The 25,377-nt window shown below is 58.9% G+C and carries 24 protein-coding genes; 8 read left to right on the top strand and 16 right to left on the bottom strand.

Annotated elements, in window-relative coordinates:
- Positions 1-30: 30 nt before the first annotated feature.
- Positions 31-729 (top strand): CDP-alcohol phosphatidyltransferase family protein, encoded by a 699-nt coding sequence (locus tag ACR0JE_RS09035; RefSeq protein WP_170531073.1) that lies wholly within the window; start codon positions 31-33, stop codon positions 727-729.
- On the opposite strand, the gene ACR0JE_RS09030 is transcribed toward ACR0JE_RS09035, so the two are convergent.
- Both ACR0JE_RS09030 and ACR0JE_RS09025 read right to left on the bottom strand, forming a co-directional pair.
- A complete protein-coding gene (locus ACR0JE_RS09030; protein WP_480863943.1) occupies positions 722-1,186 on the bottom strand; it encodes a hypothetical protein in 465 nt (154 codons plus the stop codon). The two genes, ACR0JE_RS09035 and ACR0JE_RS09030, sit on opposite strands and share 8 nt — an antisense overlap.
- A 75-nt stretch (positions 1,187-1,261) precedes the next feature.
- The gene (locus ACR0JE_RS09025; RefSeq protein WP_480546400.1) at positions 1,262-1,717 is read right to left on the bottom strand and encodes a methylated-DNA--[protein]-cysteine S-methyltransferase; all 456 of its coding nucleotides are present in this window, start codon (positions 1,715-1,717) and stop codon (positions 1,262-1,264) included.
- 118 nt (positions 1,718-1,835) lie between these two features.
- Between ACR0JE_RS09025 and ACR0JE_RS09020 the strand changes: the two genes are divergently transcribed.
- Complete coding sequence (locus tag ACR0JE_RS09020; RefSeq protein ID WP_480863942.1) at positions 1,836-3,830, top strand: alpha/beta hydrolase family protein; 1,995 nt, start codon at positions 1,836-1,838, stop codon at positions 3,828-3,830.
- A 40-nt stretch (positions 3,831-3,870) separates the two neighbouring features.
- On the opposite strand, the gene ileS is transcribed toward ACR0JE_RS09020, so the two are convergent.
- The 6 genes from ileS to ACR0JE_RS08990 all read right to left on the bottom strand — a co-directional run bounded on the left by ileS (position 3,871) and on the right by ACR0JE_RS08990 (position 13,386).
- The gene (ileS, locus tag ACR0JE_RS09015; RefSeq protein ID WP_480863941.1) at positions 3,871-6,831 is read right to left on the bottom strand and encodes an isoleucine--tRNA ligase; all 2,961 of its coding nucleotides are present in this window, start codon (positions 6,829-6,831) and stop codon (positions 3,871-3,873) included.
- A 164-nt stretch (positions 6,832-6,995) separates the two neighbouring features.
- Positions 6,996-9,686 carry a DUF2339 domain-containing protein gene (locus ACR0JE_RS09010; protein WP_480863940.1) on the bottom strand — a complete coding sequence of 897 codons (2,691 nt, stop codon included), beginning with the start codon at positions 9,684-9,686 and terminating at the stop codon, positions 6,996-6,998.
- 80 nt (positions 9,687-9,766) lie between these two features.
- The gene (locus tag ACR0JE_RS09005) at positions 9,767-10,477 is read right to left on the bottom strand and encodes a VIT1/CCC1 transporter family protein (RefSeq protein WP_480541976.1); all 711 of its coding nucleotides are present in this window, start codon (positions 10,475-10,477) and stop codon (positions 9,767-9,769) included.
- 59 nt (positions 10,478-10,536) lie between these two features.
- A complete protein-coding gene (locus ACR0JE_RS09000; RefSeq protein ID WP_480863939.1) occupies positions 10,537-11,526 on the bottom strand; it encodes a YcjF family protein in 990 nt (329 codons plus the stop codon).
- The gene (locus ACR0JE_RS08995) at positions 11,519-11,971 is read right to left on the bottom strand and encodes an N-acetyltransferase family protein (RefSeq protein WP_480542972.1); all 453 of its coding nucleotides are present in this window, start codon (positions 11,969-11,971) and stop codon (positions 11,519-11,521) included. Before ACR0JE_RS08995 ends, ACR0JE_RS09000 begins: the two co-directional genes overlap by 8 nt.
- Positions 11,971-13,386 (bottom strand): YcjX family GTP-binding protein, encoded by a 1,416-nt coding sequence (locus ACR0JE_RS08990; RefSeq protein WP_480541972.1) that lies wholly within the window; start codon positions 13,384-13,386, stop codon positions 11,971-11,973. The genes ACR0JE_RS08995 and ACR0JE_RS08990 overlap by 1 nt, the downstream gene beginning before the upstream one ends.
- A 107-nt stretch (positions 13,387-13,493) precedes the next feature.
- Between ACR0JE_RS08990 and truA the strand changes: the two genes are divergently transcribed.
- On the top strand, positions 13,494-14,258 hold the full coding sequence (gene truA / locus ACR0JE_RS08985) for a tRNA pseudouridine(38-40) synthase TruA (RefSeq protein ID WP_480826659.1): 765 nt from the start codon (positions 13,494-13,496) through the stop codon (positions 14,256-14,258).
- Here the strand turns inward: truA and ACR0JE_RS08980 are convergent.
- From ACR0JE_RS08980 to ACR0JE_RS08965, 4 genes are read right to left on the bottom strand one after another with little or no spacing between them, the layout of a single operon-like run.
- Entirely contained in the window at positions 14,255-15,214 is a 960-nt protein-coding gene (locus tag ACR0JE_RS08980; RefSeq protein WP_480826658.1) for a nickel/cobalt transporter, read from the bottom strand. The genes truA and ACR0JE_RS08980 overlap by 4 nt on opposite strands.
- Positions 15,199-15,873 carry a DUF1007 family protein gene (locus ACR0JE_RS08975; RefSeq protein WP_480863938.1) on the bottom strand — a complete coding sequence of 225 codons (675 nt, stop codon included), beginning with the start codon at positions 15,871-15,873 and terminating at the stop codon, positions 15,199-15,201. Before ACR0JE_RS08975 ends, ACR0JE_RS08980 begins: the two co-directional genes overlap by 16 nt.
- Before the next feature lie 47 nt (positions 15,874-15,920).
- Entirely contained in the window at positions 15,921-16,727 is an 807-nt protein-coding gene (locus ACR0JE_RS08970; protein WP_480863937.1) for a thioesterase family protein, read from the bottom strand.
- A 6-nt stretch (positions 16,728-16,733) separates the two neighbouring features.
- A complete protein-coding gene (locus tag ACR0JE_RS08965; protein ID WP_480541962.1) occupies positions 16,734-17,969 on the bottom strand; it encodes an acyl-CoA dehydrogenase family protein in 1,236 nt (411 codons plus the stop codon).
- 124 nt (positions 17,970-18,093) lie between these two features.
- Here ACR0JE_RS08965 and ACR0JE_RS08960 point away from each other — a divergent pair, with 124 nt between their 5' ends.
- Complete coding sequence (locus ACR0JE_RS08960) at positions 18,094-19,029, top strand: 2-hydroxyacid dehydrogenase (RefSeq protein WP_480863936.1); 936 nt, start codon at positions 18,094-18,096, stop codon at positions 19,027-19,029.
- A gap of 5 nt (positions 19,030-19,034) precedes the next feature.
- Here the strand turns inward: ACR0JE_RS08960 and ACR0JE_RS08955 are convergent, their stop codons facing one another.
- Positions 19,035-19,391 carry a hypothetical protein gene (locus ACR0JE_RS08955; protein ID WP_480541958.1) on the bottom strand — a complete coding sequence of 119 codons (357 nt, stop codon included), beginning with the start codon at positions 19,389-19,391 and terminating at the stop codon, positions 19,035-19,037.
- A gap of 175 nt (positions 19,392-19,566) precedes the next feature.
- Between ACR0JE_RS08955 and ACR0JE_RS08950 the strand changes: the two genes are divergently transcribed.
- From ACR0JE_RS08950 to ACR0JE_RS08940, 3 genes are all read left to right on the top strand, one after another.
- Complete coding sequence (locus ACR0JE_RS08950; RefSeq protein WP_480826655.1) at positions 19,567-20,397, top strand: bifunctional allantoicase/(S)-ureidoglycine aminohydrolase; 831 nt, start codon at positions 19,567-19,569, stop codon at positions 20,395-20,397.
- Positions 20,398-20,498: 101 nt separating this feature from the next.
- A complete protein-coding gene (locus tag ACR0JE_RS08945) occupies positions 20,499-20,822 on the top strand; it encodes a hypothetical protein (protein WP_480826654.1) in 324 nt (107 codons plus the stop codon).
- 54 nt (positions 20,823-20,876) lie between these two features.
- Positions 20,877-21,863 carry a type I glyceraldehyde-3-phosphate dehydrogenase gene (locus tag ACR0JE_RS08940; RefSeq protein WP_480863935.1) on the top strand — a complete coding sequence of 329 codons (987 nt, stop codon included), beginning with the start codon at positions 20,877-20,879 and terminating at the stop codon, positions 21,861-21,863.
- A 101-nt stretch (positions 21,864-21,964) separates the two neighbouring features.
- On the opposite strand, the gene ACR0JE_RS08935 is transcribed toward ACR0JE_RS08940, so the two are convergent.
- Entirely contained in the window at positions 21,965-22,453 is a 489-nt protein-coding gene (locus ACR0JE_RS08935) for an ureidoglycolate lyase (protein ID WP_480546370.1), read from the bottom strand.
- Positions 22,450-23,868 (bottom strand): allantoinase PuuE, encoded by a 1,419-nt coding sequence (gene puuE, locus ACR0JE_RS08930; RefSeq protein WP_480826652.1) that lies wholly within the window; start codon positions 23,866-23,868, stop codon positions 22,450-22,452. Before puuE ends, ACR0JE_RS08935 begins: the two co-directional genes overlap by 4 nt.
- A gap of 165 nt (positions 23,869-24,033) precedes the next feature.
- Here puuE and uraH point away from each other — a divergent pair, with 165 nt between their 5' ends.
- Positions 24,034-24,390, top strand: coding sequence for a hydroxyisourate hydrolase (uraH, locus tag ACR0JE_RS08925; protein WP_480863934.1), 357 nt, complete (start codon positions 24,034-24,036; stop codon positions 24,388-24,390).
- Between the two features lie 4 nt (positions 24,391-24,394).
- On the opposite strand, the gene ACR0JE_RS08920 is transcribed toward uraH, so the two are convergent.
- Entirely contained in the window at positions 24,395-25,309 is a 915-nt protein-coding gene (locus ACR0JE_RS08920) for a LysR family transcriptional regulator (protein WP_480546364.1), read from the bottom strand.
- Between the last annotated feature and the right edge of the window lie 68 nt (positions 25,310-25,377).

Here is a 25,377-nt window from a genome sequence, read left to right as displayed (position 1 = left end):
TCTTGGACACGCATCGTACATGACACTCGCATGACACTCAGATTCAAAGCCTTAGCCGTCCATCTTTTCACTGCGACGGGCGCCGTTTTTGCCATGTTGGCCATGCTAGCCGCCGTCGAAGGTGAATGGAGCCTGATGTACCTTTGGCTGGTGGTTTCGTTCATTGTCGATGGGATCGACGGCCCGCTGGCGCGGCACTACCATGTTAAAAAGAACGCGCCAGAGTTTGATGGCGTGCTGCTGGATCTGATCATCGACTATCTGACCTATGTGTTCATCCCGGCTTATGCCTTGTTTAAGTCGGGCCTGATGGACGGATGGACAGGCTGGTTTGCGATCATCGTGATCACCTTTGCCAGCGCGATGTATTTTGCCGATACGCGAATGAAGACAAAAGACAATTCGTTCTCGGGTTTTCCGGGATGCTGGAACATGGTGGTGATCGTGATCTTCGCGCTTGAACCCAACTTCTGGGTCAGCCTGGTCCTTGTCACACTGCTGTCGATCGCGATGTTCCTACCGCTCAAATTCGTTCACCCTGTACGGACCGAGCGTTGGCGCAGCCTGACCCTGCCCATGGCTTTTGCCTGGACCTTCTTTGCTGGCTGGGCGGCCTGGGTTGATTTCCACCCCGAAAGCTGGGCGCATTGGGGCCTGGTGATAACCAGCCTCTATCTGGTTTTTGCCGGGATCGGACAGCAGATCATACCACAGCGCAGGGCTACATGACGTCCTGCACCTCGAACTCAGCTCCGTTATGCGTGAAGACATCACCCGCTTGAAGCCCTAGCATGGCGAGGTAAATGGGGCTTTGCGTTGAAATACCCATATAAGTCTTTCCATCCACATCGAAACGGGTTGTTGAGACGCAAACAACGAAACGGCGATTGTTGAACTTGATGACAGCCCCCGGCTGAACCGTATCGGTCAAACCAAAATCAGTGTTTTCGATCACATCGATCTTGGCGTGATGGGCATGGACAGGTGCGTCAAAAGCGGCGGCCAAATCCGCATTCTCGCGCGAGGACGCGATATCATCTTTGTCATGCGCTTCGCGGTCGTCCAGCTGAGCATCTTTCAGAAAGGCGTCATAGTGCGCCTGTGCCGTGGCAAGCTCCTGTGCTTCCAGCGACATCAGCTTATCAACAATTGATTTCTTGCGAGCGGCGCGGTCGGCCTCGGTCATCATAAAATCCCTTCAACTGCGGTATCTTGTATAAGTTGTGCACCTGATCACAGGATTGCAACTGAAATCCGGTTGTCAGATCAGCAGACCTGCCGCCTTTTCGTGGCGCAAGAGGGCGACCTTTGTTTCGACCCCACCATCGCCCGAGAACCCGCCCAGACCCGTTGCCGATAGAACCCGGTGGCACGGGATAATCACCGGGATCGGGTTGGCGCCACAGGCTTGTCCGACCGGTTGGGCCGGGTGTCCAAGCTGTTTTGCGATCTCGCCATAGGTCATGGTTTCACCCATTGGTATCGCGTACATCAGATCGCAGACCTGCCGCTGAAACTCTGACCCTTCGATGCGATAGGGCAAATCAAAGCGTGTCAACTCACCGGCATCATAGGCGCGCAGCTGGGCTGCCGCTTCGCGCAGCAAGGATGTAGCTTCGCCCTCATCCTGCCCATGCCAGACCAGCCGCGTGATCGCCCCGTCCGCCTCAACAACGCCTAACCTTCCGAACTGTGTTTCAACTGCAATCATGGCCATGACCCAAGGCTTTCAGATCAGAGCACCCAACGCAAGAGAGCCAAGCAGGACCTGTTTTGGGATTTGGGCAATTTCATGCTAAGCTTGCCCCATTGTTAAAGGAATTGGAGTTATTGGTATGGGACGGCATTTGGTCCTGACGGTCCATGGTATCGGCGAACAGAAACCCGGTGAAACCGTGGATCAGGTGGTTGGTGCGGCGACCACATGGTTGGACGGGAAATCCCAACCCCCCATCGAAGTCGAGCGTGAGATGATCGAGTTGGCCGAAAGAAATTTCGATGACTCACACCGCAACGCCAAGCTGTTCAAGGTCAATCTGCGCAAAGTGTCCAAACCCAATGACACAAGGGATCAGGCCTTGTTTGCCGAGGTGTTCTGGGCAGATCGCTCGCCTGCCCCCAAGGGAGCCATCAAAACGGCAATCGACCTGATCTGGGTGGTTCTGGCACTGGGCTACCTGGCGATGGACAATGTGGAACAAACCCATAGGCGCAAAGGAGTAAACCCGGGTGAAGAGCATGGCCGGAACACCTATGCGGCCAAAATCGTTCACCTGTTCACTTGGGTTTTCTTCGGCGCGGTTGCGACATTGAATTCATATCTGCTGATCGGCGCTGGCGCGGTGATGATCCGATCGCTGAAAACAGAGCTGGCCCAAGGCTGGGGTGTGTTGTTCACGCTGTTGCTCCTGATCTATTTGGGCGGAACGCTGGCCGGGTATCTACGGTTCAAGACCGCCCCGACCTACCTGCGACGCGTGTTCTGGTGCGGCATCGGTTGGGTCGGCCTTATACTAGCAGTTGCCCTGATCTCGGGGCCTTATGGCCTGGAGCTTTGGGCGTTGCCCTGCGACAAAGACGGCAAGGGGCGGGGATGCGGCTCTGCGCTAGAGCAGCTTGTCGTCTTTCAACTAATGATCCTTGGCGGCATCTGGGCGTTTCTGATTCTGTTGACGGTCATCCTGTATCTGATCTCGCTGCTGAAGCTTGAGGTCTCGGATGGCTTGGACGGACATCGGCGGCTCTATCCGAGCATCTGCGCCGGAATGCTGGTTTTCTGGATGTTCTTCATATCCGGGCTTTGGCTTACGTTTGAAGAATTGCTCAAAACAGTACCCAGCCTGTCAAACCCGACGCTCAAGGGGTTATTCGCCGGGAACCTGAGAAACTCCCTCGACACGCTCAGCATCGCATTTGGCGCCATCGCCCTGTTGGTCGCACTGGGGATTGGCCTGTTTATCGGACGCAAGCTGGGCAAGACGAGACTCCACGAGAAGCATCATTTTCTGAGCCGGGCCATTCTGAACCAGTTGGCACAGTTGGTGTTCTTCATCGCGGCCATAAGCTTGGCCGTCGTGGCGGTCAGTGAGTTGTCCCTCGTGATCTTTGGACTCGACCTCCATTGCACCACCACGACCAACGCCGAGGGGGTAGCGCAATCAGGCGAAGGCAACAAAACCTGCAACGCCGTAGGCAACGGCCTGAGCAAACTCACCGTAGCGCAAGGCTGGATTGGTGTGATTGTGCTGGGCGCCACCGCCTTCCTATATCGGTTTTCGAACGTCGTCGCGGCGGGTCTGGGCGTGGCCCGCGATATCGTGACCTATGCGATCCGCGATAAATGCGCGTTGCGTTGGTCGTTAAAGGATCGAAGCAGCAACTACCCGGACCGCCACGCCATTGATGAGCGGTTCTACAGAACGCTCTACTATGCGCTGGATATCTTCCCGGCCGACCACATCACGGTGATCTCACATTCTCAGGGCACCGTGATCGCTACGCAGATGCTGGCGGATGAACGGGTGCAAAAGCGCATCAAAGGCCGCCCTGTCACTCTGATCACGATGGGTGCGCCGGTGACGCATATCTATCAGCGCTATTTCCCTGAAATGTTCACTGTCGACCCACAAAAGCTGGGGGCGACATGGTTCAATATCTTCCGCCAGGATGATTTCGTCGGCACCCGGATTGACGGAAACCTCATTCCCAATGACAGGAATATCGACGTTCCACCCGGCGGGCATACGGGATACTTCACCGACTATAAGGTCTGGACAAAACTGACCGGAGATAAGATCGGGTTCCACCTGTTCAATCCCAAAAGACATTGAATAGGCGTGCCCCCTCTGTGTCCAGAGGGGGCAAGAGGATTTATCCAAGTGCCTCGTTGCAGCGGCCGCAAACGCCGGGATGGGCATGCAGCCCAACGTCTGGCAGGATTTTCCAGCAGCGTTGGCATTTTATTCCTTCGGCTTTTTCAAAAACCACCGAGACACCTTCGATCTCGGGCACCCGGAAAGCCTCGGCCGGGGATGGGTCTCCGGTGACGGTCAACCCCGAGGTGATGCACATGTCGTCAACATCAAAGGTTGCCAGCAAGTCACGGGTTTCGCTGTCTTCCACATGCACGACCGGCGCGGCCTCAAGGCTTGAGCCGATTACTTTGTCCTGACGTTGCACCTCCAACGCGGCAGTCACGGCGCGGCGGACGCGACGAACTTTGGCCATGTTGGCTTCCAGCTCTTCATGGCGCCAGTCGGCTGGCGTTTCCGGGAAATCCACCAGATGGACCGAGCTGTCGTCGCCGGGGAACCGCTCCAACCAGACCTCTTCCATGGTGAACACCAGAACAGGGGCCAGCCATGTGGTCAGGCGGTGGAACAGGATGTCCAGAACCGTACGGGCCGAGCGGCGGCGCAGGGTATCACCGTCGCAGTAGAGCGCATCCTTACGGACGTCGAAATAGAAGGACGACAGATCGACCGTGGCAAAGGTAAACACCGCGCTGAACACGCCCTGGAAGTCGAAGGACGCATAGCCCATGCGTACCTGTTCATCCAGTTCCGCCAGTCGGCTGAGCACCCAGCGTTCCAGACGCGGCATGTCCTGCGGATCGACCCGGTCGGCTTCGGTGAAGTCGGCCAGCGAACCCAGCATGAACCGCATCGTGTTGCGCAAACGGCGGTAGCTGTCAGCGGTGCCCTTCAGGATTTCCGGCCCGATCCGCTGATCGGTTGTGTAGTCGGTCTGAGCCACCCACAGGCGCAGGATATCCGCGCCGTACTGTTTGATCACTTCCTCCGGCACGATGGTATTGCCAATGGACTTCGACATTTTCATGCCCTTTTCGTCCAGCGTCATGCCATGCGTGATCACATTGCGGTAAGGCGCGCGTCCCTTGGTGCCGCAGGCTTGCAGCATGGACGAATGGAACCAACCACGATGCTGGTCGGTGCCTTCCATATAGACGTCGGCGATACCGTCCTCGGTCCCGTCCTCACGGTCACGCAGAACGAATGCGTGGGTCGAACCCGAGTCGAACCACACGTCCAACACGTCAAACACCTGATCGTAGTCGTCCGGGTTGGCGATGCCGTCGAGGATCTTTTCTTTGAAGCCGTCCGTGTACCAGATATCCGCGCCGTCCTGCTCAAACGCCGCCTTGATGCGGGCGTTGAGTTCCTCGTTGCGCAGCAAGTAATCTGCGTCGGTGGGCAGAGCACCTTTCTTAGTGAAGCAGGTCAGCGGCACACCCCAGGCGCGCTGGCGCGACAGAACCCAATCCGGGCGCGCCTCGATCATCGAATAGAGGCGATTGCGGCCAGTTTGCGGTGTCCACTTCACCAGCTCGTCAATCGAGCGCAGGGCGCGTTCGCGGATGGTATCGCCCATCTCGCCCATGCCGTCGTCCAGCTTACGGTCGACGGATGCAAACCACTGCGGCGTATTGCGATAGATGATCGGAGCCTTCGAGCGCCACGAATGTGGATAGCTGTGCTTGATCTTGCCACGCGCCAGCAACCCGCCGACCTCGGCCAGCTTGTCGATGACAGCTTTGTTCGCGTCACCTTCGCCGCCCTTGCGGGACAGGATGAATTTGCCACCAAAGAACGGCAGATCAGCGCGGAACGAGCCGTCGTCCATCACGTTGTAGGTGATGACCTGCTCGAGCATGCCCAGATCGCGATAGAGTTCGAATTCCTCCATCCCGTGGGACGGCGCGCAGTGGACAAAGCCGGTGCCCTCGGTATCGGTCACGAACTCAGCGGCGCGGAAGTCGCGGATGTCGTCCCATTCGCCATTGCCGCCCTCAGCCCCAGCCAGTGGGTGCTTAAGGCTGAGCGTTGCAAGCTCATCAGCGGTGACGTCGCGGACACGGGTCCACTGATCGTCGTTCAGACGCGCGCGGCCCAGCACATCGGCGGCAAGATTGTCGGCCAGCAGGAATTTGTCACCAACCGCGGCCCAGCACTCATCAGGTGCACCGGTGACTTCATAGAGGCCATACGAGATGTCCGATCCATAAACCACGGCTTTGTTGGACGGCATGGTCCACGGGGTCGTCGTCCAGATCACAACGTAAGATCCGTCAAGATCGCCAAGTGGTTGCACCTGCCCCACTTCGCCGGTGACCGGAGGCGTGGTTTCATTGATCAAGACCTTGAATTTCACCCAGATGGTGAAGCTTTCCTTGTCGTGATACTCGACCTCGGCTTCGGCCAGCGCGGTTTTCTCAACCGGCGACCACATAACCGGCTTGGACCCCTGATAGAGCGTGCCGTTCATCAGGAATTTCATGAACTCATCGGCGATCACGGCCTCGGCGTGATAGTCCATGGTGATGTAGGGATCGGGCCAGTTGCCGGTGATGCCCAGACGCTTGAATTCTTCGCGCTGGATGTCGATCCAGCCTTCGGCGAACTTGCGGCATTCCTGACGGAAGTCGACGATGTTCACCTCGTCCTTGTTCTTGCCCTTCTTGCGATACTGCTCTTCGATCTTCCATTCGATCGGCAGGCCGTGGCAGTCCCAGCCGGGCACATAGCGCGAGTCAAAGCCCATCATCTGATGGGACCGTACGATCATGTCCTTGATGGTCTTGTTCAGCGCGTGGCCGATATGCAAATGGCCGTTTGCATAGGGCGGGCCATCATGCAGGGTAAAGGGCTTGCGGCCCTGTTTCTCGCGCAGGCGGTCATAGACGCCGATCTTCTCCCAGCGCTCCAGCCATGCGGGCTCGCGCTTGGGCAGGCCAGCGCGCATGGGAAAGTCAGTTTTGGGCAGGTTCAACGTGTCTTTGTAGTCAGGTGTTTGGGTCGTGTCGGCGCACATTTGGGGCGTCCTCAGGATGGTCTGGTCGTGTGTAGATCGAAGCGGTCAGTGCGATAACTCAAGCACCTTTGCCCGGCGTCTCGCGATATCAGAGCGCCGGGGATATAATTCGAATAATGATGGCCAAACGGTCAAACATGGCCGCGCTTATAGGACGCCTGCGCCTAATGGTCCAGAGGGTCCTGCCCCTGCATCCCGTGGCGCAGTTTTGCCCAGCGGTTGAGCCATGCCAGACCCGCCAGCGCCAGCCCCAATGCAAGCAGCGAGAACACCCGGATCAACCCACCCAGACCCGCGATATCGATCAGGAAGACCTTGGCCACCGCCAGCCCGATCACCGCCAGCCCCGCCTTGCGCATCAGCTCGGATCGACTCGCCAGAGACTGATAGAACAGCGCAGCACCTATCAACAACAGCGCCATGGTATAGGTATAAAGCTCCGGCTGGGTAACCCCGTTGCTCTCATACATGCCGTCGGCACCCTGCCAGATATGGCGGATCATCAGGCCCAGCCAAACCGCGGCCAATGCGGTACTCAGGCCATAGCAGGCGCGTCGCAGCCATAGAGGTATCGCCGGAATGCGCCATGCCGAGAACCCTATCGCCAGCGCAGGCAACAGATAGGCAACGGCCAGCGTATTCAGCACGGGCGGGCCGAAAACCGGCTCGGCAAAAGGGTTCAGTAGCGGGTTGCCGATCTCCAACGCTTCGAACAACCGCATCAGACCATGCCCGGCAAAAAACACCGCCAGCGCATAGCGCAGATAGGTCAGCTTGCCGCCCAGTTCGAACCGTTGCACCTGCGCAAAAGCCAGCAGCAACCAGATGACCGACAGCAGACCTAGCCCCCAATGGCTGTTCTGCGCGCCGCCTTCGCCAAAGGTCTCCAGCCAGCGCAGCAAAAGCAGTGACAGCAGGATACCCCCGGTCGCCCAGGCGGCGCTTTCCAGCAGCATCTTGGCAATTGGGCGGTCCAGCGGTTTGATCAGAATCCAGCTCGCGGCGAAACCAGCCGTTGCGGCGCCATAGACCAATGTCAACTCCCACAGGGGCGCAGTGTCTGCCCAGCGCAAACCAGGGTCCAACACTAAGCGCACTGTTACCGTGAACACTCCAGCCCAAATGAACCAGCTCATCTGTGGCAGGGTGAATCGGCGATCCAGCGTGGCCGCCACAACAATCGTTGCGACCAACGCGATGGTCAAAGCTGCCGAGCTGAGGACAATGACACAGGCAAAGGCCAGGCAGGACAGCGCGGATAATGTGGCCAATGCTGGCCGCAATCGGTTATCCGCATCAACCCGCGCGAACCGTTCTGCCAGCCCAACCATCAACGCACTCAAAACGATAGCGTGCAATGCCCAAGGGTATGGGCCGATCACGGTGGCGGGTTTCCAGCCTATTTCCAACGCTATGGCCATTGCTGGAGCAAACAGCACCGCAGCCCCGGCCCAGACAGCGGCATATCGCCCAGCGCCAAAGGAGCGCCGGGCGGCAAGGATGGAAATCAACGCGGCGAGCGCCATCAAACCAGTGGCCACCATCGGGGCGTCTGCTTCAACGGTTTCGGCATAGGTGGCCGCGAAGGTCTGCGCCACAATCCCTCCGTCCAACCCGTGCATCAACACATAAGCGATCAAACCAATCGCAGGAAACACGGTCACGTCTTGCAAAGCAGGCGCATCTTTGGCCCACAGGATCAGGCCCAGCAGCAGCCCTGTTAGTAGGATGATGCCCAGCCAGAATTCCCCAGACGAATCCGCCCAATGCAGTGACAGGATTGCAGAACTGACCGCGACTGCGGCAAAGGCCACACGCGTCGGAAACTCGGGCCAAGGGTCTCCTTTTTTGCGTCTAATCAGTTCGGCCACCATCGGGCCGGAGTGATCAGGCCAAAGGCGCCGTGCGGGGACCGCAATCGCCAGCACCGCCAGCGCAGTAGCACAGGTCAGATATCCGGGTTCCGTCAACGGCGCAGACAATACCAGCAGCAAGCTGGACGCATAGGCAGCAACCAAGGTCAAAACCGTGATCCATGCCCAACGGCGCACGGTGTCGATGCCCAACCCCAGAAGGGTGAGAACGATTAAGTACCCATACAGCCAGGTTGGATCATCCGAAGAACCGCCGACCACAAAAGGCGCTGCAAAACCGCCCAGCAAGCCAACTGCGGCCAGTAAGGGACCATGAAACCAACCAAGAACCAATCCCAAAAGCGCGATTGACACCATGCCGCCCAGTGCGGCTTCGGGTGAGATCAGGTCGTACAGCTGCCGAGCAGCCATAACACCTCCGAACAAAGTCACCAGCCCTGCACCAGAGAAGACGGATGGCAGATAGGCGGTGCTGGCGTCTTCATCATCGCCAAACTTGCGACGGACAAGCTCACCCGCGGCGATCAGAGCCGCGCCAAAGGCAAATGCGGCGGCAACACGTGCTGATGGCGGTAGCAGACCGTTCTCAACCCCGTATTGAACCAGAAATATCCCGGCCAGCGCCAAGGACAGGGCTGAGACGGCATAGAACCAGTTTTCACGCAACCAGCCCCAAAGCGCGGCAAACCGATCCTGCCGAAAGACAACAGCGCATTGCGTGTCCTCCACTGCGTTTGTCTCAGGTTCGATCTTGGCAGCAGGCCAAGGCGATTGAGCGGGCCCTACGGCAGGTGCAGGTTCCTCTGACTCAATCTCAGGTTCTGGCGGCAGAGCCTCTTTCGGTGTTGGTGACACGGACTGAAGCTGCTTTTCCAACTGCTCGACCCTGCGACGCAATCGTGTTTGCCCAACCAACAGCACAATGATCGTGACAGGTATCGCCAAAACAATTAGGCCAAGAAGAACAAGCAGCGATTCCAATTGAAGCTCCGTAGCTGTTATCGGCGCAAGCTACACCGCCTGAGCCCCAGAGCAACAGTCAGGAATTCCGGCCACAACGGTCAGGGATGAAACAGCGAGCCCACCAGATAGGCAATCGCTGCCGCTGCGCCGCCGATCAGCAGCGTCTCAAACCCGGATTTCCACCAACGCACCAACGACCATCGGCTTTTTAACGCACCAATGGCAAAGAACACACCCATCGTCATCCATGCCGAGATTGCAAAGGCATTCTCCAGTGCGATTAAAAAGGGCAACAACGGGATCAACCCAGCTACCAGAAAAGCAAAAAACGTAGCCAGCGCTGCCTTGATGGGATGCGGGTCGACGCTGCCCAGTCCGTATTCACCCTCGATCATAAGATTGATCCAGCTTTCGTGGTTCGAGGTGATGGCAGCTGTTGCATCGTCCAGCACTGGCCCTGACAGACCTTTCTGCGCCAGAATTTCACGCACTTCGTCCTGTTCCCCTTGGGGATAGAGCGCGATGTGGCGTTCCTCGATCGCACGGATGCGTTCAATGTTGTCCAGTTCAGCCTTGGTGCCCGAGTAATTCCCTGCCGCCATCGAAAACCCATCGGCCAACACATTCGCCAACCCCAGCGCCACGATGACAAAGGATGACAGCCCAGCCCCAGCGACACCTGCAACGATGGCAAAGGTGGTGACCGAACCGTCGATACCCCCATAGACCACATCGCGCAGAACGCCGCGGCCCGGTGGTGCGTTAATCCGCTGTGCGATCTCCTGCTGGCTGTGACCGTGATCTGTCATGGTTGGCCCTCCGTCCCGTTCAGTGTGACGAAGGGCTGTCAGATGCGCTTTGCGTCAGATCAACCCTTGGAAAACAGCCCCTTCAATGCCCGCTTGATTACGGCACGGGTCGATGGTTTGTGGCGATCCGAGAAAGGCAAGGGTCTGCACACCTCCATCGCGGCAACGCCAACCCGGGCGCTGAGTGCGCCGTTCACCAACCCCTCGCCGAACCGGCGGGACAGTTTGCTGAGGACCGAGCCACCGAGCACCGGTTCCAAAAGGTCATCACCCACCGCAACCGCGCCAGTTGCGACCAGATGCACAAACACCGCACGGGTCAGACGCCAACTGCCCAGAAATCCAGCTCGTCCCCCATATATCTCGGCAATCCGCCGGATCATCCGCAACGAGGCTGCAAGCGCCGTCGCCACATCCGCCAGAGCTAAGGGCACCAAAGCCGTCACCGTCGCCACCTGACGAGCTGCGGCCTCAACCTCTCGGCTGGCAGCGGCGTCCAGCGGGGCCAGCAGTTCATCTTCAGCCAAAGCCAGCAGGCCGGACGCATCCAAGTGCTCGGGCATCCGCTCAGACAATCGGTCGCGACCCCATTGGGTTTCATCACGACCCTTGTAAAAGGCAATCAGGCGGGTCGTGACAGCGCGGGCTTTGGCTAAATCGGCGTCGGCCAGCGCCTCATCGGCAGCGCGGCGCAAACCATCGACGCGGGCCAAGCGACCAATCGCTGCCAGTTCCCGGATAGCGATGATCAGTACGACGAAAACCAGCGCCGCGATCAACCCGGTGACAATCCACCCCAGAACAGGGGCACGGGCCATCAGTGAAGTGGCGAAATCCCAAGCGGCAACCGAGATTGCAGCACCAACAACCGCCAGCGCCAGCCCCCAGAACCATCGCGCCAAGGCCGAGGGTTTGCGGGCGGCAAATCGCGCCGCGCTTTGCATGGCCTGCCCTTGCGGCGGCACCAGATCGGGCACCGGAGGGGCTTTGGCCACGTCAGCGGTGGGTTCGTCTGTTTCGAGATCGATCAGAACAGGGCCTTTAGCCATTCTCTGCCCCTTCACTGCGCCAGACATATTTGATGTCAGGCAGGTTTTCATCGTTGTCCGCCCCGTCGCTTCGGGCGACCTCGGCAAAGCCGTTGCGTTCATAGAACCTGCACGCGCCAGTGTTTGCATGAAAGGCAAACAAGGAAAGGTGCGGGTGCTGCGCCTTCGCATGATCGAGCAACCGCTTGCCGATCCCTTGCCCGCGCACTGCAGGCGCCAAATACAGTGAATGCACATCCGATCCGTTCAGGGCCAGAAATCCAACCACTGTGTCCGAGACCTCAGCGACTGTAACCCAGCCTTGATCAATCATACGGCCACAAAAGGCGATGGTTTCGGCGCTACTGTGCAATTCCGGCATCCAGTCATTCTCACATGAAAACCCGTGCAGGATTTCCCCGGTCGCACCGGCATCGGTGCTGCGGGCGGGGCGCAAAGTGACCATCACAGCCGGTCTCCAATCAGGAATTGTGCGGCCCGATCCAGCCGGATATGCGGCGGTCCGTCGCCCGGGCGCAGCGTCAACTGGGCCGGAGCGAAGGCCATGAAACCATAGTCGTCGCCAAGCCACGTCTCGGCTCCGTTCCGGGCAGGGCCAAGCAGATGGGATGGATCATCCGGAAGCTCTCCGGGGTAGAACGCGGCTTTTTTGCCGCTGTCCAGCAAGGTGCCCCGGACGCAGGGAAGCTCAGTTCCGTTATGGCTGCGCATCTCTTCAGTCGTGGCACGCAACGAGGCCAGCGACAGGGCCGCCGTTTCAGCACCAGCGAAGCTCGCCCGGTCCCGCGCCTCACGGGTCAGTGCCTCCATGATCGCGGTCAGGCGCGGGTGTTGCGTGTGGTGCAGATGGTCGGCCTTGGTGGCCGCAAACAGAATGCGTTCAACCCGTTTGCCCAGCAACAACTGGCTGAGCCACGCGTTGCGCCCCGGACGGAAGGCCGAGAGGATATCGCCCATGGCGCGGCGCATATCCTCGACCGCTTGCGGGCCTTTGTGGATTGCGCCCAACGCATCGACCAGCACAACCTGACGGTCGATGCGTGAGAAATGATCGCGGAAAAACGGCTTCACCACTTGGGACTTATAAGCCTCGTAGCGCCGCTCCATCTCGCGGTGCAGGGTGCGACGGCGCGAGGGATCGGACACCGGCAAAGGCGCAAAGGTTAGAACCGGAGAGCCTGCCAGATCGCCAGGCAAGAGAAAACGACCCGGCGTGCAATCGTAGAAACCAGCGTCCCGCGCCTTATTCAGATAGGTCGTGAACGCAGCGGCCAGAGCCTGCGCGGTAGGCTCGTCATGCGTTGCCGTCAGATCGGTGCCACGGGCCTGCGCCAGAAACTCGACCGCCTCGGGGCGGTTTTCGATGCGCGACAGCGTCTCCTTTGACCAGCCGGCGTAGGATTTGTCTAGCAGCGCGAGGTCCAAAAGCCACTCGCCGGGATAGTCAACGATGTCCAGATGTACGGTGCGCGGTCCCTGAAGCCCTGCCAGCAATCCGGCCGGTCGCGCCTTGAACGACAGGCGCAGCTCGGACACGGCGCGGGTGCTTTCGGGCCAGTGCGGCTGCGGGCCTGCGAGGTCGGAAAGATGGGATTCGTAGTCGAACCGCGGGACCGTGTCGTCTGGCTGCGGTTGCAGGTAGGCCGCGTTGATCCGCCCCTCTTGCTGCGCGACAAGGCCGCTCATGCGGCCCCGGTCCAGCAGGTTTGCCACCAGCGACGTGATGAAAACCGTCTTGCCGGAGCGCGCCAGACCGGTGACGCCCAGACGGATGACCGGCTCGAAAAACGTCTCGGACACGCTGTCGCCAATGGTTTCGACGCCGCGCACAAGACTGTCTGCCAGGGATGAGATGACCAAACTGTCGCCCCGCAATTATCGTTTTGCCCAAGATAGGTAGCCGCTGCCGGACATGCCAGCGCTTTCGCCCCCTTGCCCGTTTGCGCGCCGCGCGCTACCAGCGGCCCATGCCCAGATATGCGTTGAAAGTCGAATACCAAGGGGAGCCGTTTGCCGGATGGCAGCGGCAGAAGGAGTTGCCGTCGGTGCAGGGTGCCATCGAAAGTGCCCTATCCCGCATCCAGCCCGGTGATCACACCATTGCTGCCGCCGGGCGCACCGATGCAGGTGTGCACGCGCTGGGGCAAGTGGCGCATTGCGATCTGGTCAAAGACTGGGACCCCTTCCGCCTATCCGAGGCGTTGAACTACCACCTCAAGCCGCAACCAGTGGCCATTGTGCAGGCCGCGCGGGTCGCGGATGACTGGCACGCACGCTTTACAGCGGTTGAACGTCAATACCTGTTCCGCATTCTCATGCGCCGCGCACCCGCGACCCACGACAAAGGGCAGGTTTGGCAGATCAACCATCAGCTGGATGTCGAGGCCATGCAGGCGGGTGCGGATATGTTGATCGGGCGGCATGATTTCACTACCTTCCGATCCTCGATCTGTCAGGCGGCCAGCCCGGTGAAAACCCTGAATGAGTTGCGGGTTGAACAGGTGCAGGGTTTCTCGGGCCCCGAGGTTCATTTCCACGTGCGCGCGCGATCCTTCCTGCACAATCAGGTGCGCAGCTTTGTGGGCACTCTGGAACGTGTTGGCGCCGGGTCGTGGTCGCCCGAGGATGTGCGCGACGCTCTGGAAGCCGAAGACCGCGCCGCCTGCGGGCCGGTTTGCCCGCCGCAGGGCCTCTACCTGGCGCGGGTTGGGTATCCCGATCCGGTCTTCTAAATTGCCCGCAACAGCAGGCCGCTCGCGATCACGACAATCACCAGCCCAGCCACCAGTTCAATTGTCGGCGCGAGTACAGACGCAAAGCGCGTCGCCGATGCCGAAGCCAGTAACCCTCCACGCAATCCAAAAGACGTCCAGCCTACCAAGGTGGTGACCAGTGCGGTGCCCAGTGCCATAGCAAAGGCCCCGGCGATTCCGACCCAGGCGATACCCATCTGCCAAGTCAGAATCAGGACAAACAGCGCTCCGGTACAAGGTCTTGCAGCGATGCCTGCGATTAGGAACATCGCCTCGCGAACACTACCAACATTGGCAACCTCCTCCGCGCTGGGGCCATGTCGATGGCCACAATCCGAGCAGACCTCACCCTTGTGGTGATGATGGTCGTGGTGGTGGTTACGGTCGTGCGTATGACCATGCGTGTAATCATGAGCCTGCGCTGGCTCGACCGCAATACGTGATCGCCTTATAAAACTGCGAACGCCCCTGAAAACAAGCCAAAGCCCGATTGTGGCAATTGCTGCGTAGCTGATTGGGGCCATAACCTGTTCGGTCGTGCCTACAAGCGCCTCACGCGACATCTGAAAAACAAGGACCCCAGCGTAAACCAGAACCACCGCTGTCACCGCTTGCCCAAGGCTCGACAGCACACTGATGGCTGACAGGCGCCAGAACGCAACGCGCCGGCCCAAGCCGTATCCGCCGATCAGAACCTTGCCATGCCCCGGTCCAATCGCGTGGAAAAACCCATAGGCAAAGCACACTGTCAGAAGCGTTGCGACGGCCTCGGGCTCTCCGGCGCGGGTGGCGCGCAGGGCGCGGGCGATCTGGTTCTGGAATTCGCGCTGCTCTCCGGCGGCCCAGGCCGCGAGGCTGTCAAATCCACCGCTGCCCCAGAACCACAGCAATAGACCACATGCAAGCGCAACAGGTACAATCAGGTATTTGGACATGAAATCAGGATTTCGGTTGCAAAGCTTTCCCCGACCAGCGGGATATCATTCTCTTCCAGATCGTATTCTGCATCCAAGGTCAGCAAGAATGCCTGCATCTGCGCCAACTGTCCATCAATATCCGGGTCGATCCGCTCCATCACGCACGACGCAGGCCCGGTAACGGTTACCGGTCGGTTCACCTCGTAAGCGGTATAGTAGGTCTCATCAAACGGTTTGGCCGACAGGGCGGCCGCTGAAACAGCGCCCCCTTTGACCGCGCGCAGATGCGATGTGATAATCCGCCCGTTTTCCGCCGTGGCCTGAGGTTCTAGCGGGCCGGACAAAGCAACCGGAGCACCGCCCGCAGTCAACACAAGATCTCCGTTATACCCTTCGATCCATTCCGCATCAAAACCTGTCAGTGTGGCTTCTTCGCGTTTCGTCAGCGCACCATCGCCATCCTGATCCAGCTTCATATCCTCAAGCTGCAGCAGCGAGAAAAATTCGTCATAGGCCCAGGTCACGCGGATATGAGTTAAATGGCCAGTCTCATCCACGATAAATTCCAATCCGGTGTCGATGAAGACATGCGGATGGGCCAAGGCCGGTAATGGCAGGCAACAGGTCAGGAACGGGATCAGCCAACGCATGCGCGCAAGATAGGGTGCCGACCTCATAGCGGCAACGCGTTTAGCACGCATCATGCAAAAACCAGCCGATAGGGTCAGCTTGGCGGGAATAGAATGAGGGTCTGCAGCGCCGTCCCGACAGGACCCTCAGTGTCAAAGAGGACCGATTGCGACATACCAACACCCGACGGTTGCCAGTGTGACAGCGACTCGGACGCCAACCAATCCGACGCAGGCTCTCGGTGGATGTTCACAGTCAGATCCGTGTTCATGAAACCCATTTCAGATGTCGGTGCATTCCAAGAAATGCCATTGCCACAATCCGCAAGCGCGCAAATCGACTGGATTGGCGATTGCGCTTCACCCTCAAGCAATTGAGGCGTACGCATCCAGACGGTTTTCGGGCCGGGCCCATGCTGCGTACCCGCAGGGTATTTCACATCGCTGAAATGCGCGAAACCAGGTTTTTCATGACGAATTTCACCAATCGGAAATGGGCCATCAACCGCCGAGTCATAAATTGGCCCGGTGATATCGACATTGGGCACAGCTCCGAGATCACGCCGCACCAGATGCATGGTCGAGGCAGTTGCACAGAGCGTGTCATCCAAATCGTGAACCGTGACCCGCGTTGTTGCCAACGTCTTGGTGTGGCGTGTCGTCTCTGCCGCCACACGCAACCCGGCCAAGGGTAGTGGACGCAGCAGATCGACCGTCAACCGGGTCAACATCTTCTCGGGGCCGACCTCGGTTTCGGCGGCGCGCACGATCAGTCCCGCGACCGGCCCGGCATGGCAGTGATCAGGGGACCAAGGCCCACGGGCCGGATCATTGCCGACAAAGGCTCCATCTTCGACCTGACGAAAATAGGCCAAACCTTCGAAATCCAGCGCTGCGGCCATCTGGGATCAGACCCTTTCCTGCGTATGTTTTTTCAGTTCCGCACGTGCGACCTGACGACGGTGTACCGCATCCGGCCCATCGGCCAGCCGCAAAGTCCGCACATGGGTCCAGGCGGTTGCCAGCGGCGTATCCTGACTGACCCCCTGACCGCCAAACATCTGTACAGCCTCATCGATTACCTTGAGTGCCACACGCGGAGCAACAACCTTGATCTGGCTGATCCAAGGGGCCGCCGCACGCGCATCGCCCTGATCCATATACCAAGCCGCTTTGAGACACAGCAGGCGGGCCATCTCGATCTCCATCCGGCATTCAGCGATGATGTCGTAGTTGGCCCCCAGCTGCGCCAGTTTCTTGCCAAACGCCTCGCGCTGCATGGAGCGTTTGCACATCTGTTCCAGCGCGCTTTCCGCCTGACCGATGGCGCGCATGCAGTGGTGAATGCGCCCCGGCCCCAAGCGACCTTGTGCAATCTCAAATCCCCGGCCTTCGCCAAGAAGAATATTCTCTGCAGGCACACGCACATTGGCAAACCGGATATGCATATGGCCATGCGGGGCGTCGTCGTGACCATACACTTGCATGGGCCGCAAAATTTCGATCCCCTCTGCATCTGCTGGCACCACGATCATCGACTGGCGCTGATGCTTTGGCTGATCCTCCCCGGCCGTCTTGACCATCACTATATATACTTTGCAGCGCGGATCGCCTGCGCCTGATGACCACCATTTCTCGCCATTCAGGACATAGTCATCACCGTCCCGCACGCAGGACATCGACACATTGGTCGCATCGGATGAAGCGACATCCGGTTCGGTCATCAAATAGGCCGAACGGATCTGACCATCGAGCAGTGGCTTCAGCCATTGCTCTTTCATCTTCTCGGTCCCGTAGCGTTCGAACACCTCCATATTGCCCGTATCGGGCGCAGAACAGTTGAACACCTCAGCCCCCAGCGGGGTTTTGCCCATCTCTTCTGCGAAATAGGCATACTCAACGGTCGTTAGCCCAAACCCCTTGTCGCTGTCGGTCAGCCAGAAATTCCACAGCCCGGCCACCTTGGCCTTAGCCTTCAGCCCTTCAAGGATTTCAGCCTGACGTTCGGTGTACTGCCAGCGGTCGCCTTTGTTGATCTCGGCCTGGTATTCCTCTTCCAGTGGCATGATCTCATCGCGGACCATATCGGCGACACGTTGCAAAAGGGCGCGGTTCTCTTCGCGCAGACCAAAAGACATATTCATGAGAATCCCTCCTGCCCCGTGAAATCCGGGCTGTACCTTATGCCCCGAGGATGGCTTAACTGTCGGGACTCTGTCCAGTTGGGTGACGGAACGTCATCCATCATTTTGAAACGAAGGAAACACCATGGCGCTGTTGATAGATACCGGGCTGACCAACTGGATCAGTGATGCCGAGATCGCCAATGAGGTTCGATCCGCGATACCCGGTGCCGATATTCGCACACCCGACGCGATCGGCAACGCTGATGAGATTACGATGGTCGCTGTTGTTGGCATGCAAGATGACCACCTGCGCCTATTGCCGAACCTGGAACTGGTGCAAAAGCTTGGGGCCGGTGTGGAAACAATCGTTGGCAATCCAAACCTACCCAACCATATGCGGATCGCACGTCTGAAACCCGATGCACCAGCACAGGGCATCGCGGAGTGGTTTCTTGCCTACATCCTGCGTGCCCAGCGCCATATGGCGTTTCACGAGGCAGCACAGGCCCGTGGTGAATGGCTGCCGAAAGAGCCGACCTTTACACCCCATACGACCGTAGGCGTTCTGGGTCTGGGCCATATCGGGGATCGTACGGCGCGAATGCTGCGCGCCGTCGGGTTTCAGGTCTTGGGTTGGAGCCGCTCACCCAAACAGATCGAAGGTGTCACCTGCCTGCATGGTGATGATGCCCTGCCCCAATTGCTGGGTCGGTGCGATTTCGTCTGCGCCATCTTACCCTCGACCCCGCAAACGGTGGGTCTGTTCGATGCGCAAATGCTAGCCGCGATGAAGCCTGGTAGTCAGTTGCTGAACGCAGGTCGGGGCGATCTGATCGACGAAGACGCGCTGATCACCGCACTGGATCAGGGCACGCCAGGCCATGCGGTTCTCGACGTCACTTGCCAAGAACCCCTGCCTACCAGCAGCCCGTTGTGGCACCACCCACATGTCACGATCACACCTCATGTATCGGGCTGGCACCTGGGCGATGCGCTGTCGGATGTGGCCGAGAATTTCAAAAGACTTAGCTCAGGCGCGCCCTTGTTGAATGAGGTCGACCGCGCACGCGGCTATTAACGGGATCAGGGGGCCATCACCCAATTGCCTCCGGCATCTTTGCACTGGCGCGTTCTAACCCCGCGCGAGGCTTCCTCGCCTTGTGGCTGAATATCGTGTTCCAAACGAACACAATTGCCTTCGACCGCAATGATGCGGATTGTTCCCTGTGATCCGGTTTGGCCATTCGCCCAACCCATCTCTTTGCCGACACTCGGCGTGCCATCAGTCAGCAAGGCGCGCGAGGTTTTGCTCGCCACCTCGAAGTCCGACGGCGACAGCCCCATCTCGGCAATGATTCGGGACAGCGGTTTAGCCGATGCGGTCATGCCGAACCCCATCGTGCTGAGAATTGACAAAACGAATATGATCCGGGCTTTCATGAGTGCCTCGCTGAACTGAGATAAATGCCGCTCAAGGATATACCTGCGCTGAAACGGGGCCAACCCCCGCCTGGCCGGACCTTCAAATTATCCCGAACAAACCTATCGTCAGCCCGGCGCTAGAGGCTGCTCCATCTTCCCCTCATAGTACCAAAAAGACAGCCCGAGGCATTCGATGACCCAACCGACCTATTTTGCGCCCACTGGCGGACATCCCGGCCAGGATCAGTTGCTGACCGACCGCGCCATGTTCACCGATGCCTATGCGGTGATCCCCAAGGGAACGATGCGCGACATTGTCACCAGCTATCTGCCGTTCTGGGAAGGTACGCGCCTGTGGGTTCTGTCGCGTCCGCTCAGCGGATTTGCCGAGACATTCTCGCAATACATCATGGAGGTTCAGCCGGGTGGCGGCAGCGACCAGCCCGAGACCGATGCTCGGGCTCAGGCGGTTTTGTTTGTCGTCGAAGGTTCCGTACAAATTACCCTGCATGGTCAGGAATATGATTTGGAAACAGGGGGGTATGCCTATATCCCGCCGGGTGCGGATTGGACCTTGAACAATCGGTCTGACGACGAGGCGCGATTCCATTGGGTGCGCAAAGCATATGAGGCCGTACCTGGATTGCCCACGCCCGAACCAATCATCACAAATGAACGCGATGTAGCACCAGTTGAGATGCCCGGAACTCAGGGTCGCTGGTCCACAACCCGTTTTGCCGACCCGCAAGACCTGCGCCACGACATGCATGTCAACATCGTCAATTTCGAACCCGGCGGCGTGATCCCTTTTGCCGAAACCCATGTAATGGAGCACGGGCTTTACGTTCTGGAAGGCAAGGCCGTCTATCGCCTCAATCAGGACTGGGTCGAGGTCGAGGCAGGCGACTACATGTGGCTGCGCGCCTTCTGCCCTCAGGCTTGTTACGCGGGTGGGCCGGGGCGATTCCGGTATCTGCTGTACAAAGACGTAAACCGGCATATGCCGCTCTCCGTGGCGCGCTAAAGCGGGTTTAATCGCATTTTATCCCGGCAGGGGTTCACACTCGCCCCGGAATTTGCTGAAATCCCGGCATATTCCACTGTTTGAGTACTGGAGACTGGCCGATGAACCTGCGCACCCCCCTGATGGCACTGGCCGCAATCGCCATGGTGGCCGCTTCGGTTTCCACGCCGGTCGCAGCAAAAGACGAAACCAAATCGGTCTTTGTCATGAGTCGCACCTGGGCCGTGACCAAAGTATCGGACGAGCCGGTCATTTACCGTGCCACGCGCGACAATAACAACCTCAACCCCTTTGGTCCGCCACCGCGCCTGCGCACCCTGCAGGCCATTGCAGCAATCCAGCAGGCAACGGGCTGCAAACCGATCGTGACCAGCATGTATCAGAACATCTCGGGGCAGTTTTTCTCGCAGGTCAGTTGCGGCTGAAATTGGTACAATACTTTCATTGAGATCGCCTGATCTGCCTGCCATAGCTTGCGCATGAAACTCGCGATTAACGGATTCGGCCGCATCGGCCGCACGATCCTGCGGCAGGTTCTGGCCCAGCCGCAAGGATCAGATATCGAACTGGTGCTGATCAACGATATCGCGCCGCTCGATACCTGCGCCTATCTGTTCAAATACGACAGCACCTTTGGCCCCTATGCCGGTGACGTCGCCGCACACGACAATGCTCTTGTCATCGACGGACGCAAAGTGCCTATGACGCACAGCTCCGATCTGACGAACGTCGATCTGACCGGCGTTGATGTTTTGCTCGATTGCACCGGGATCGCGCGCACATCTGATGTGGCCCGCCGGGGTCTGGCTTCCGGGGCGCGCAAAGTTCTGATCTCGGGACCCTCGCCCGCTGCCGAGTTGACGGTGGTTCTGGGCGCGAATGACGATCAACTCGGCGATGCCAGCGTCGTCTCGAACGCGTCCTGCACCACCAATGGCCTTGCGCCGTTGGTCCGGGTTCTGGACCAGATCGGCGGCATCGTCTCAGGTCACATGACCACCATTCATTGCTATACTAACAGCCAGCCGATGGTCGACGCACCCCGCGGCGACCTTGCCCGGTCGCGGGCGGGAGCACTGTCGATGGTACCGACGACCTCCAGCGCGACGCATCTGATCGATGTTGTTCTGCCGCATTTGGCCGGGCGCATTTCAGGCGCGGCGGTGCGGGTTCCGACAGCCAGCGTATCTGCCGTAGATCTTGTTGTGACGCTCGAACGCGGGATGAGCGCGCAAGCCTTCGATACAACATTCCGCGATGCGGTAGAGGCCTCGGACGTGCTCGGCTGGACCGATCTGCCGCTGGTCTCTTCCGACCTTAGAGCGCGCCCTGAATCGCTGGTCATTGCGGGCCCTGAAACCCGTATGGTGGGCGAAAATCAGGTCCGCGTTTTCGGCTGGTATGACAACGAATGGGGCTTCTCAGCTCGTATGCTCGACGTCGCCCGATTGATGGCGACGGGCTGATACAGACCAGCCGCAGTGGGCGGGCCTGCCCGCGCGCTGCCCGGCCCAACGGGTCATGGTGCATCTTTGATGCGCCCTGACCGGGCGGGAGCGTGCCGGGCTCAGCCAGCGATCACCTCATAAGGAGTGTCGAACCAATGCTCCTCAAGATTTGTACCCTCACCGATACGGTCAACCACAGCAAACAAACCGGGGTCATGTAGCGGGGTCAGCACGCCGTGCCAGGTGCCCCGATGGTAGTTCACCGCTTGCCCCGGCTCTGTCAGGAAAGCCCGAGGAATGCCGGGCAAACCATCGCGATCGGGTGCGACGATCACCAGAAAGGGCTGATGGGTCATCGGAATGAAGGTCTGGCTGCCATCGGGATGACGCTCGACCATATCCAGCGCGTAGGGCAGCGCGCGTGGATTGGCGTTGAACAAGCTGATCCCGGCGCGCCCGTCAGTGAACTCCAGCAACGCGCGGTCATGATACCGTCCGCATTGTCCCTGATTGATAATCTTGTCCGGATCGCCAGACAGCTCGATCAAGTCCCCAAACGGCGCAAAAGCCTCAGCTGTCAACGGCGATGCAACGATCTGGCGGCTCATGAGGGTAATATGTCCCGCAGTCGAAACTCGGCGATACGTTCCACCTGGCGGCAGGCTTCGGCAAACTCCGTGTCCCGGTCCTGTTCGATACGCCGTTGAAAAGCGGCCAGGATTGAGGCCTTGTCATGATCCCGCACCGCAATGATGAAGGGAAAACCGAATTTCTCGGTATACCGCGTATTCAGATCGGTGAAGGCCCTGCGCTCCTCATCTGTCAGCGCATCCAATCCGGCTGAGGCTTGCTCGGACGTGCTTTCAACAGTCAGCCGCCTGGCCTGCGCCAGTTTGCCCGCAAGATCGGGGTGCGCAGTCAAAACACCCAATCGTTCGGCATCAGAGGCCGACCTGAACATCCGCGCCAAGGCGTTGTGCAACCCGCCTGCGGTGTCATGCGCGGGCCCAAGCTCCAGATCATAGGCCCTATCCGCGATCCAGGCCGAGTGTTCGAAAATACCCCCGTAGGCTTCGACAAATGCGTCCCGCTCCATCTGCGATGGCTTTGGATTGGATTGCGGCAGGTGGTTCTGCGCCCAGTGTTCAGCAATCTGCAACCGCGTGGCGAACCACACATCCGCATGACTGCGCGCATAGTCCAAAAACCGTCTCAGCGCCATAACGCGCCCCGGTCGCCCGATCAGACGGCAATGCAGGCCAATCGACAGCATCTTGGGGGCGCCGGCCTCACCTTCGGCATAGAGCGCATCGAAACTGTCCTTGAGGTAGGCCAAGAACTGATCGCCTGAATTGAACCCCTGCGGCGTTGCAAATCGCATATCGTTGCAGTCCAGCGTGTAGGGCACGATCAGCTGATCCCGGCCGCCGATCTGCATCCAGTATGGCAGGTCGTCATCATAGGTGTCGGCGACATAGGCGAACCCACCTTCTTCGCTGACCAGACGCACGGTGTTGTCGGAACATCGCCCGGTGTACCAACCGCGCGGGCGTTCGCCGACAACCTCGGTATGCAGGCGAATTGCCTCAGCAATCTGGGCGCGTTCCTGCGCCTCGGGCATGTCCTTGTGTTCGACCCATTTGAAACCATGGCTGGCAATCTCCCAATCGGCATCCTTCATGGCGGCAACCTGATCCGGGGATCGTGCCAGGGCAGTAGCCACACCATACACCGTGATTGGCAGCTCCTTCATCAGCCGGTGCAACCGCCAGAACCCGGCGCGCGCGCCGTATTCGTAGATCGATTCCATGTTCCAATGGCGCTGAGCCGGCCATTGGGCAGCACCTACGATTTCGGACAAAAATGCCTCGGACGCTGCATCCCCATGCAATACACAGTTCTCGCCACCTTCTTCGTAGTTCAGGACAATCTGAACCGCGATTTTCGCCCCGCCCGGCCATTTGGCATTCGGCGGGTTGGCACCGTATCCGATCATATTGCGAGGGTATCGAGGAGGTTGCATGAGGTCTTCCGGGCTTTGAACTGTTTCGACAGGCTTATCCTAGAAACTCGCCGATGATTATCAAATCAAACCGAACGCTGTTTCGGGTTCTTTCGGCATTTCCCCTGTTTCGATGTTTGCGCCACACTGTCAGAAAGCGAAGTTACGCACCTGAAGGAGGTTCACGTGGCAGGCTATCTGACAACCCATGTACTGGACACCGCCCGGGGTTGCCCCGCCGCTGGTATGAAAATTGCACTCTACCGAGTATCCGGCAACTCGCATCGCAAGCTGGTCGAGATGGAGACCAATGTCGATGGACGTACTGACAGTCCAATCCTACCCACCGAAAAATTCAAGACCGGCACATACGAGTTGATCTTCTTTACTGGGGATTACCTACGTTCAACCGGCCAACATAGGGATGATCCCTTGTTCCTGGATCAGATCCCAATCCGGTTTGGTATGTCAGATGCCGAGGCGCACTATCACGTGCCGCTGCTTTTGTCGCCTTACGGCTATTCGACCTATCGCGGCAGTTGATCTGTCAGGTTTCGGCGCTTCGAACAACGCCACCGATACGCTCGATCATGAAATCCATGAACAATCGGGCTTTGGGGTCCTGATGACGCCGATGGGTGTAAAGGCACGCCATTTGAACCGGAACAGGGGGCGTGTCTTGCGCTACCGTGACGAGGCGCCCGGCAGCCAAGTGCTCTGCCACTTCAAAAACAGGCTTCATCGCAATGCCTTGGCCTGACAGCGCCCAATCGGTCAGCACGTCCCCATCATCACATTCGAATCGACCGGACACGGCAAACCGTTTTGGGCCGTCGGGGGTTTCCAACATCCACTGAAACTCGGTCGCACCGGGAAAGCGAAGATTCAAGCATTCGTGCTGGCCTTTGATCAGGTTCTCACCGGATTGCGGCATGCCCCGCCTCGCCACATAGTCGGGTGCGGCACACAACACCCTTTGACAATCCGCGATCTTACGAATGCGCAGGGTGCTGTCTTCCGGCTGCCCGATGAAGAAGGCCAGATCCAGCCCTTCGGTCGTCAGATCAACGGATCTATCCGTCAGACGCAATCGAACATCAATTTCGGGATAGTCGGCGAGAAAATCAGGCACATGCGGGGCTAGCAACCGCCGCCCAACCCCCAGCGGAGCCGCCACAAACAAGGACCCGCGCGGCGCTTCGGTCAGATGCGTTACCTGCGCCTCGGCCTCATCCACCGCATCCAGCACCGCCACCGCACCGGGGTAGAACGCCTTGCCCTGCTCAGTCGGCGACAGGTTACGCGTTGTACGCTGAAACAGCCGCACGCCCAGATGATCCTCAAGCTGCGAGATTCGCGCCGACGTCACCGCAGGGGAAATGCGCAAATCGCGCCCGGCGGCGGACATACTGCCCAAATCATAGACACGGACAAAGGTGCGAATATTGTCGAGATAGGACATCTTTTCGTTTTTTTTGATACAGTTTGACAATATACGGGAATACCGAAGAAAACCCCGTTTGCCTAGTG

The organism is Ruegeria sp. H3 (assembly GCF_056533095.1).
Note: the sequence above shows the minus strand (reverse complement) of the source record. Positions and strands in the feature narration are given on the sequence as shown.

What these genes read in the sequence shown, in the direction of transcription:
- ileS (WP_480863941.1), bottom strand. Translation starts at nt 6,831, where the DNA reads ATGTGCGCCGACACGACCCAAACACCTGACTACAAAGACACGTTGAAC.
- ACR0JE_RS09005 (WP_480541976.1), bottom strand. Translation starts at nt 10,477, where the DNA reads ATGACAGATCACGGTCACAGCCAGCAGGAGATCGCACAGCGGATTAAC.
- ACR0JE_RS09035 (WP_170531073.1), top strand. Translation starts at nt 31, where the DNA reads ATGACACTCAGATTCAAAGCCTTAGCCGTCCATCTTTTCACTGCGACG.
- ACR0JE_RS08980 (WP_480826658.1), bottom strand. Translation starts at nt 15,214, where the DNA reads ATGTCCAAATACCTGATTGTACCTGTTGCGCTTGCATGTGGTCTATTG.
- ACR0JE_RS08945 (WP_480826654.1), top strand. Translation starts at nt 20,499, where the DNA reads ATGAACCTGCGCACCCCCCTGATGGCACTGGCCGCAATCGCCATGGTG.
- ACR0JE_RS08940 (WP_480863935.1), top strand. Translation starts at nt 20,877, where the DNA reads ATGAAACTCGCGATTAACGGATTCGGCCGCATCGGCCGCACGATCCTG.
- truA (WP_480826659.1), top strand. Translation starts at nt 13,494, where the DNA reads ATGCCCAGATATGCGTTGAAAGTCGAATACCAAGGGGAGCCGTTTGCC.
- ACR0JE_RS09020 (WP_480863942.1), top strand. Translation starts at nt 1,836, where the DNA reads ATGGGACGGCATTTGGTCCTGACGGTCCATGGTATCGGCGAACAGAAA.
- ACR0JE_RS08970 (WP_480863937.1), bottom strand. Translation starts at nt 16,727, where the DNA reads ATGGCCGCAGCGCTGGATTTCGAAGGTTTGGCCTATTTTCGTCAGGTC.
- ACR0JE_RS09030 (WP_480863943.1), bottom strand. Translation starts at nt 1,186, where the DNA reads ATGACCGAGGCCGACCGCGCCGCTCGCAAGAAATCAATTGTTGATAAG.
- ACR0JE_RS08935 (WP_480546370.1), bottom strand. Translation starts at nt 22,453, where the DNA reads ATGAGCCGCCAGATCGTTGCATCGCCGTTGACAGCTGAGGCTTTTGCG.
- ACR0JE_RS08920 (WP_480546364.1), bottom strand. Translation starts at nt 25,309, where the DNA reads ATGTCCTATCTCGACAATATTCGCACCTTTGTCCGTGTCTATGATTTG.
- ACR0JE_RS08960 (WP_480863936.1), top strand. Translation starts at nt 18,094, where the DNA reads ATGGCGCTGTTGATAGATACCGGGCTGACCAACTGGATCAGTGATGCC.
- ACR0JE_RS09000 (WP_480863939.1), bottom strand. Translation starts at nt 11,526, where the DNA reads ATGGCTAAAGGCCCTGTTCTGATCGATCTCGAAACAGACGAACCCACC.
- ACR0JE_RS08950 (WP_480826655.1), top strand. Translation starts at nt 19,567, where the DNA reads ATGACCCAACCGACCTATTTTGCGCCCACTGGCGGACATCCCGGCCAG.
- ACR0JE_RS08975 (WP_480863938.1), bottom strand. Translation starts at nt 15,873, where the DNA reads ATGAGGTCGGCACCCTATCTTGCGCGCATGCGTTGGCTGATCCCGTTC.
- puuE (WP_480826652.1), bottom strand. Translation starts at nt 23,868, where the DNA reads ATGCAACCTCCTCGATACCCTCGCAATATGATCGGATACGGTGCCAAC.
- ACR0JE_RS08965 (WP_480541962.1), bottom strand. Translation starts at nt 17,969, where the DNA reads ATGAATATGTCTTTTGGTCTGCGCGAAGAGAACCGCGCCCTTTTGCAA.
- ACR0JE_RS09025 (WP_480546400.1), bottom strand. Translation starts at nt 1,717, where the DNA reads ATGGCCATGATTGCAGTTGAAACACAGTTCGGAAGGTTAGGCGTTGTT.
- ACR0JE_RS08995 (WP_480542972.1), bottom strand. Translation starts at nt 11,971, where the DNA reads ATGGTCACTTTGCGCCCCGCCCGCAGCACCGATGCCGGTGCGACCGGG.
- ACR0JE_RS08955 (WP_480541958.1), bottom strand. Translation starts at nt 19,391, where the DNA reads ATGAAAGCCCGGATCATATTCGTTTTGTCAATTCTCAGCACGATGGGG.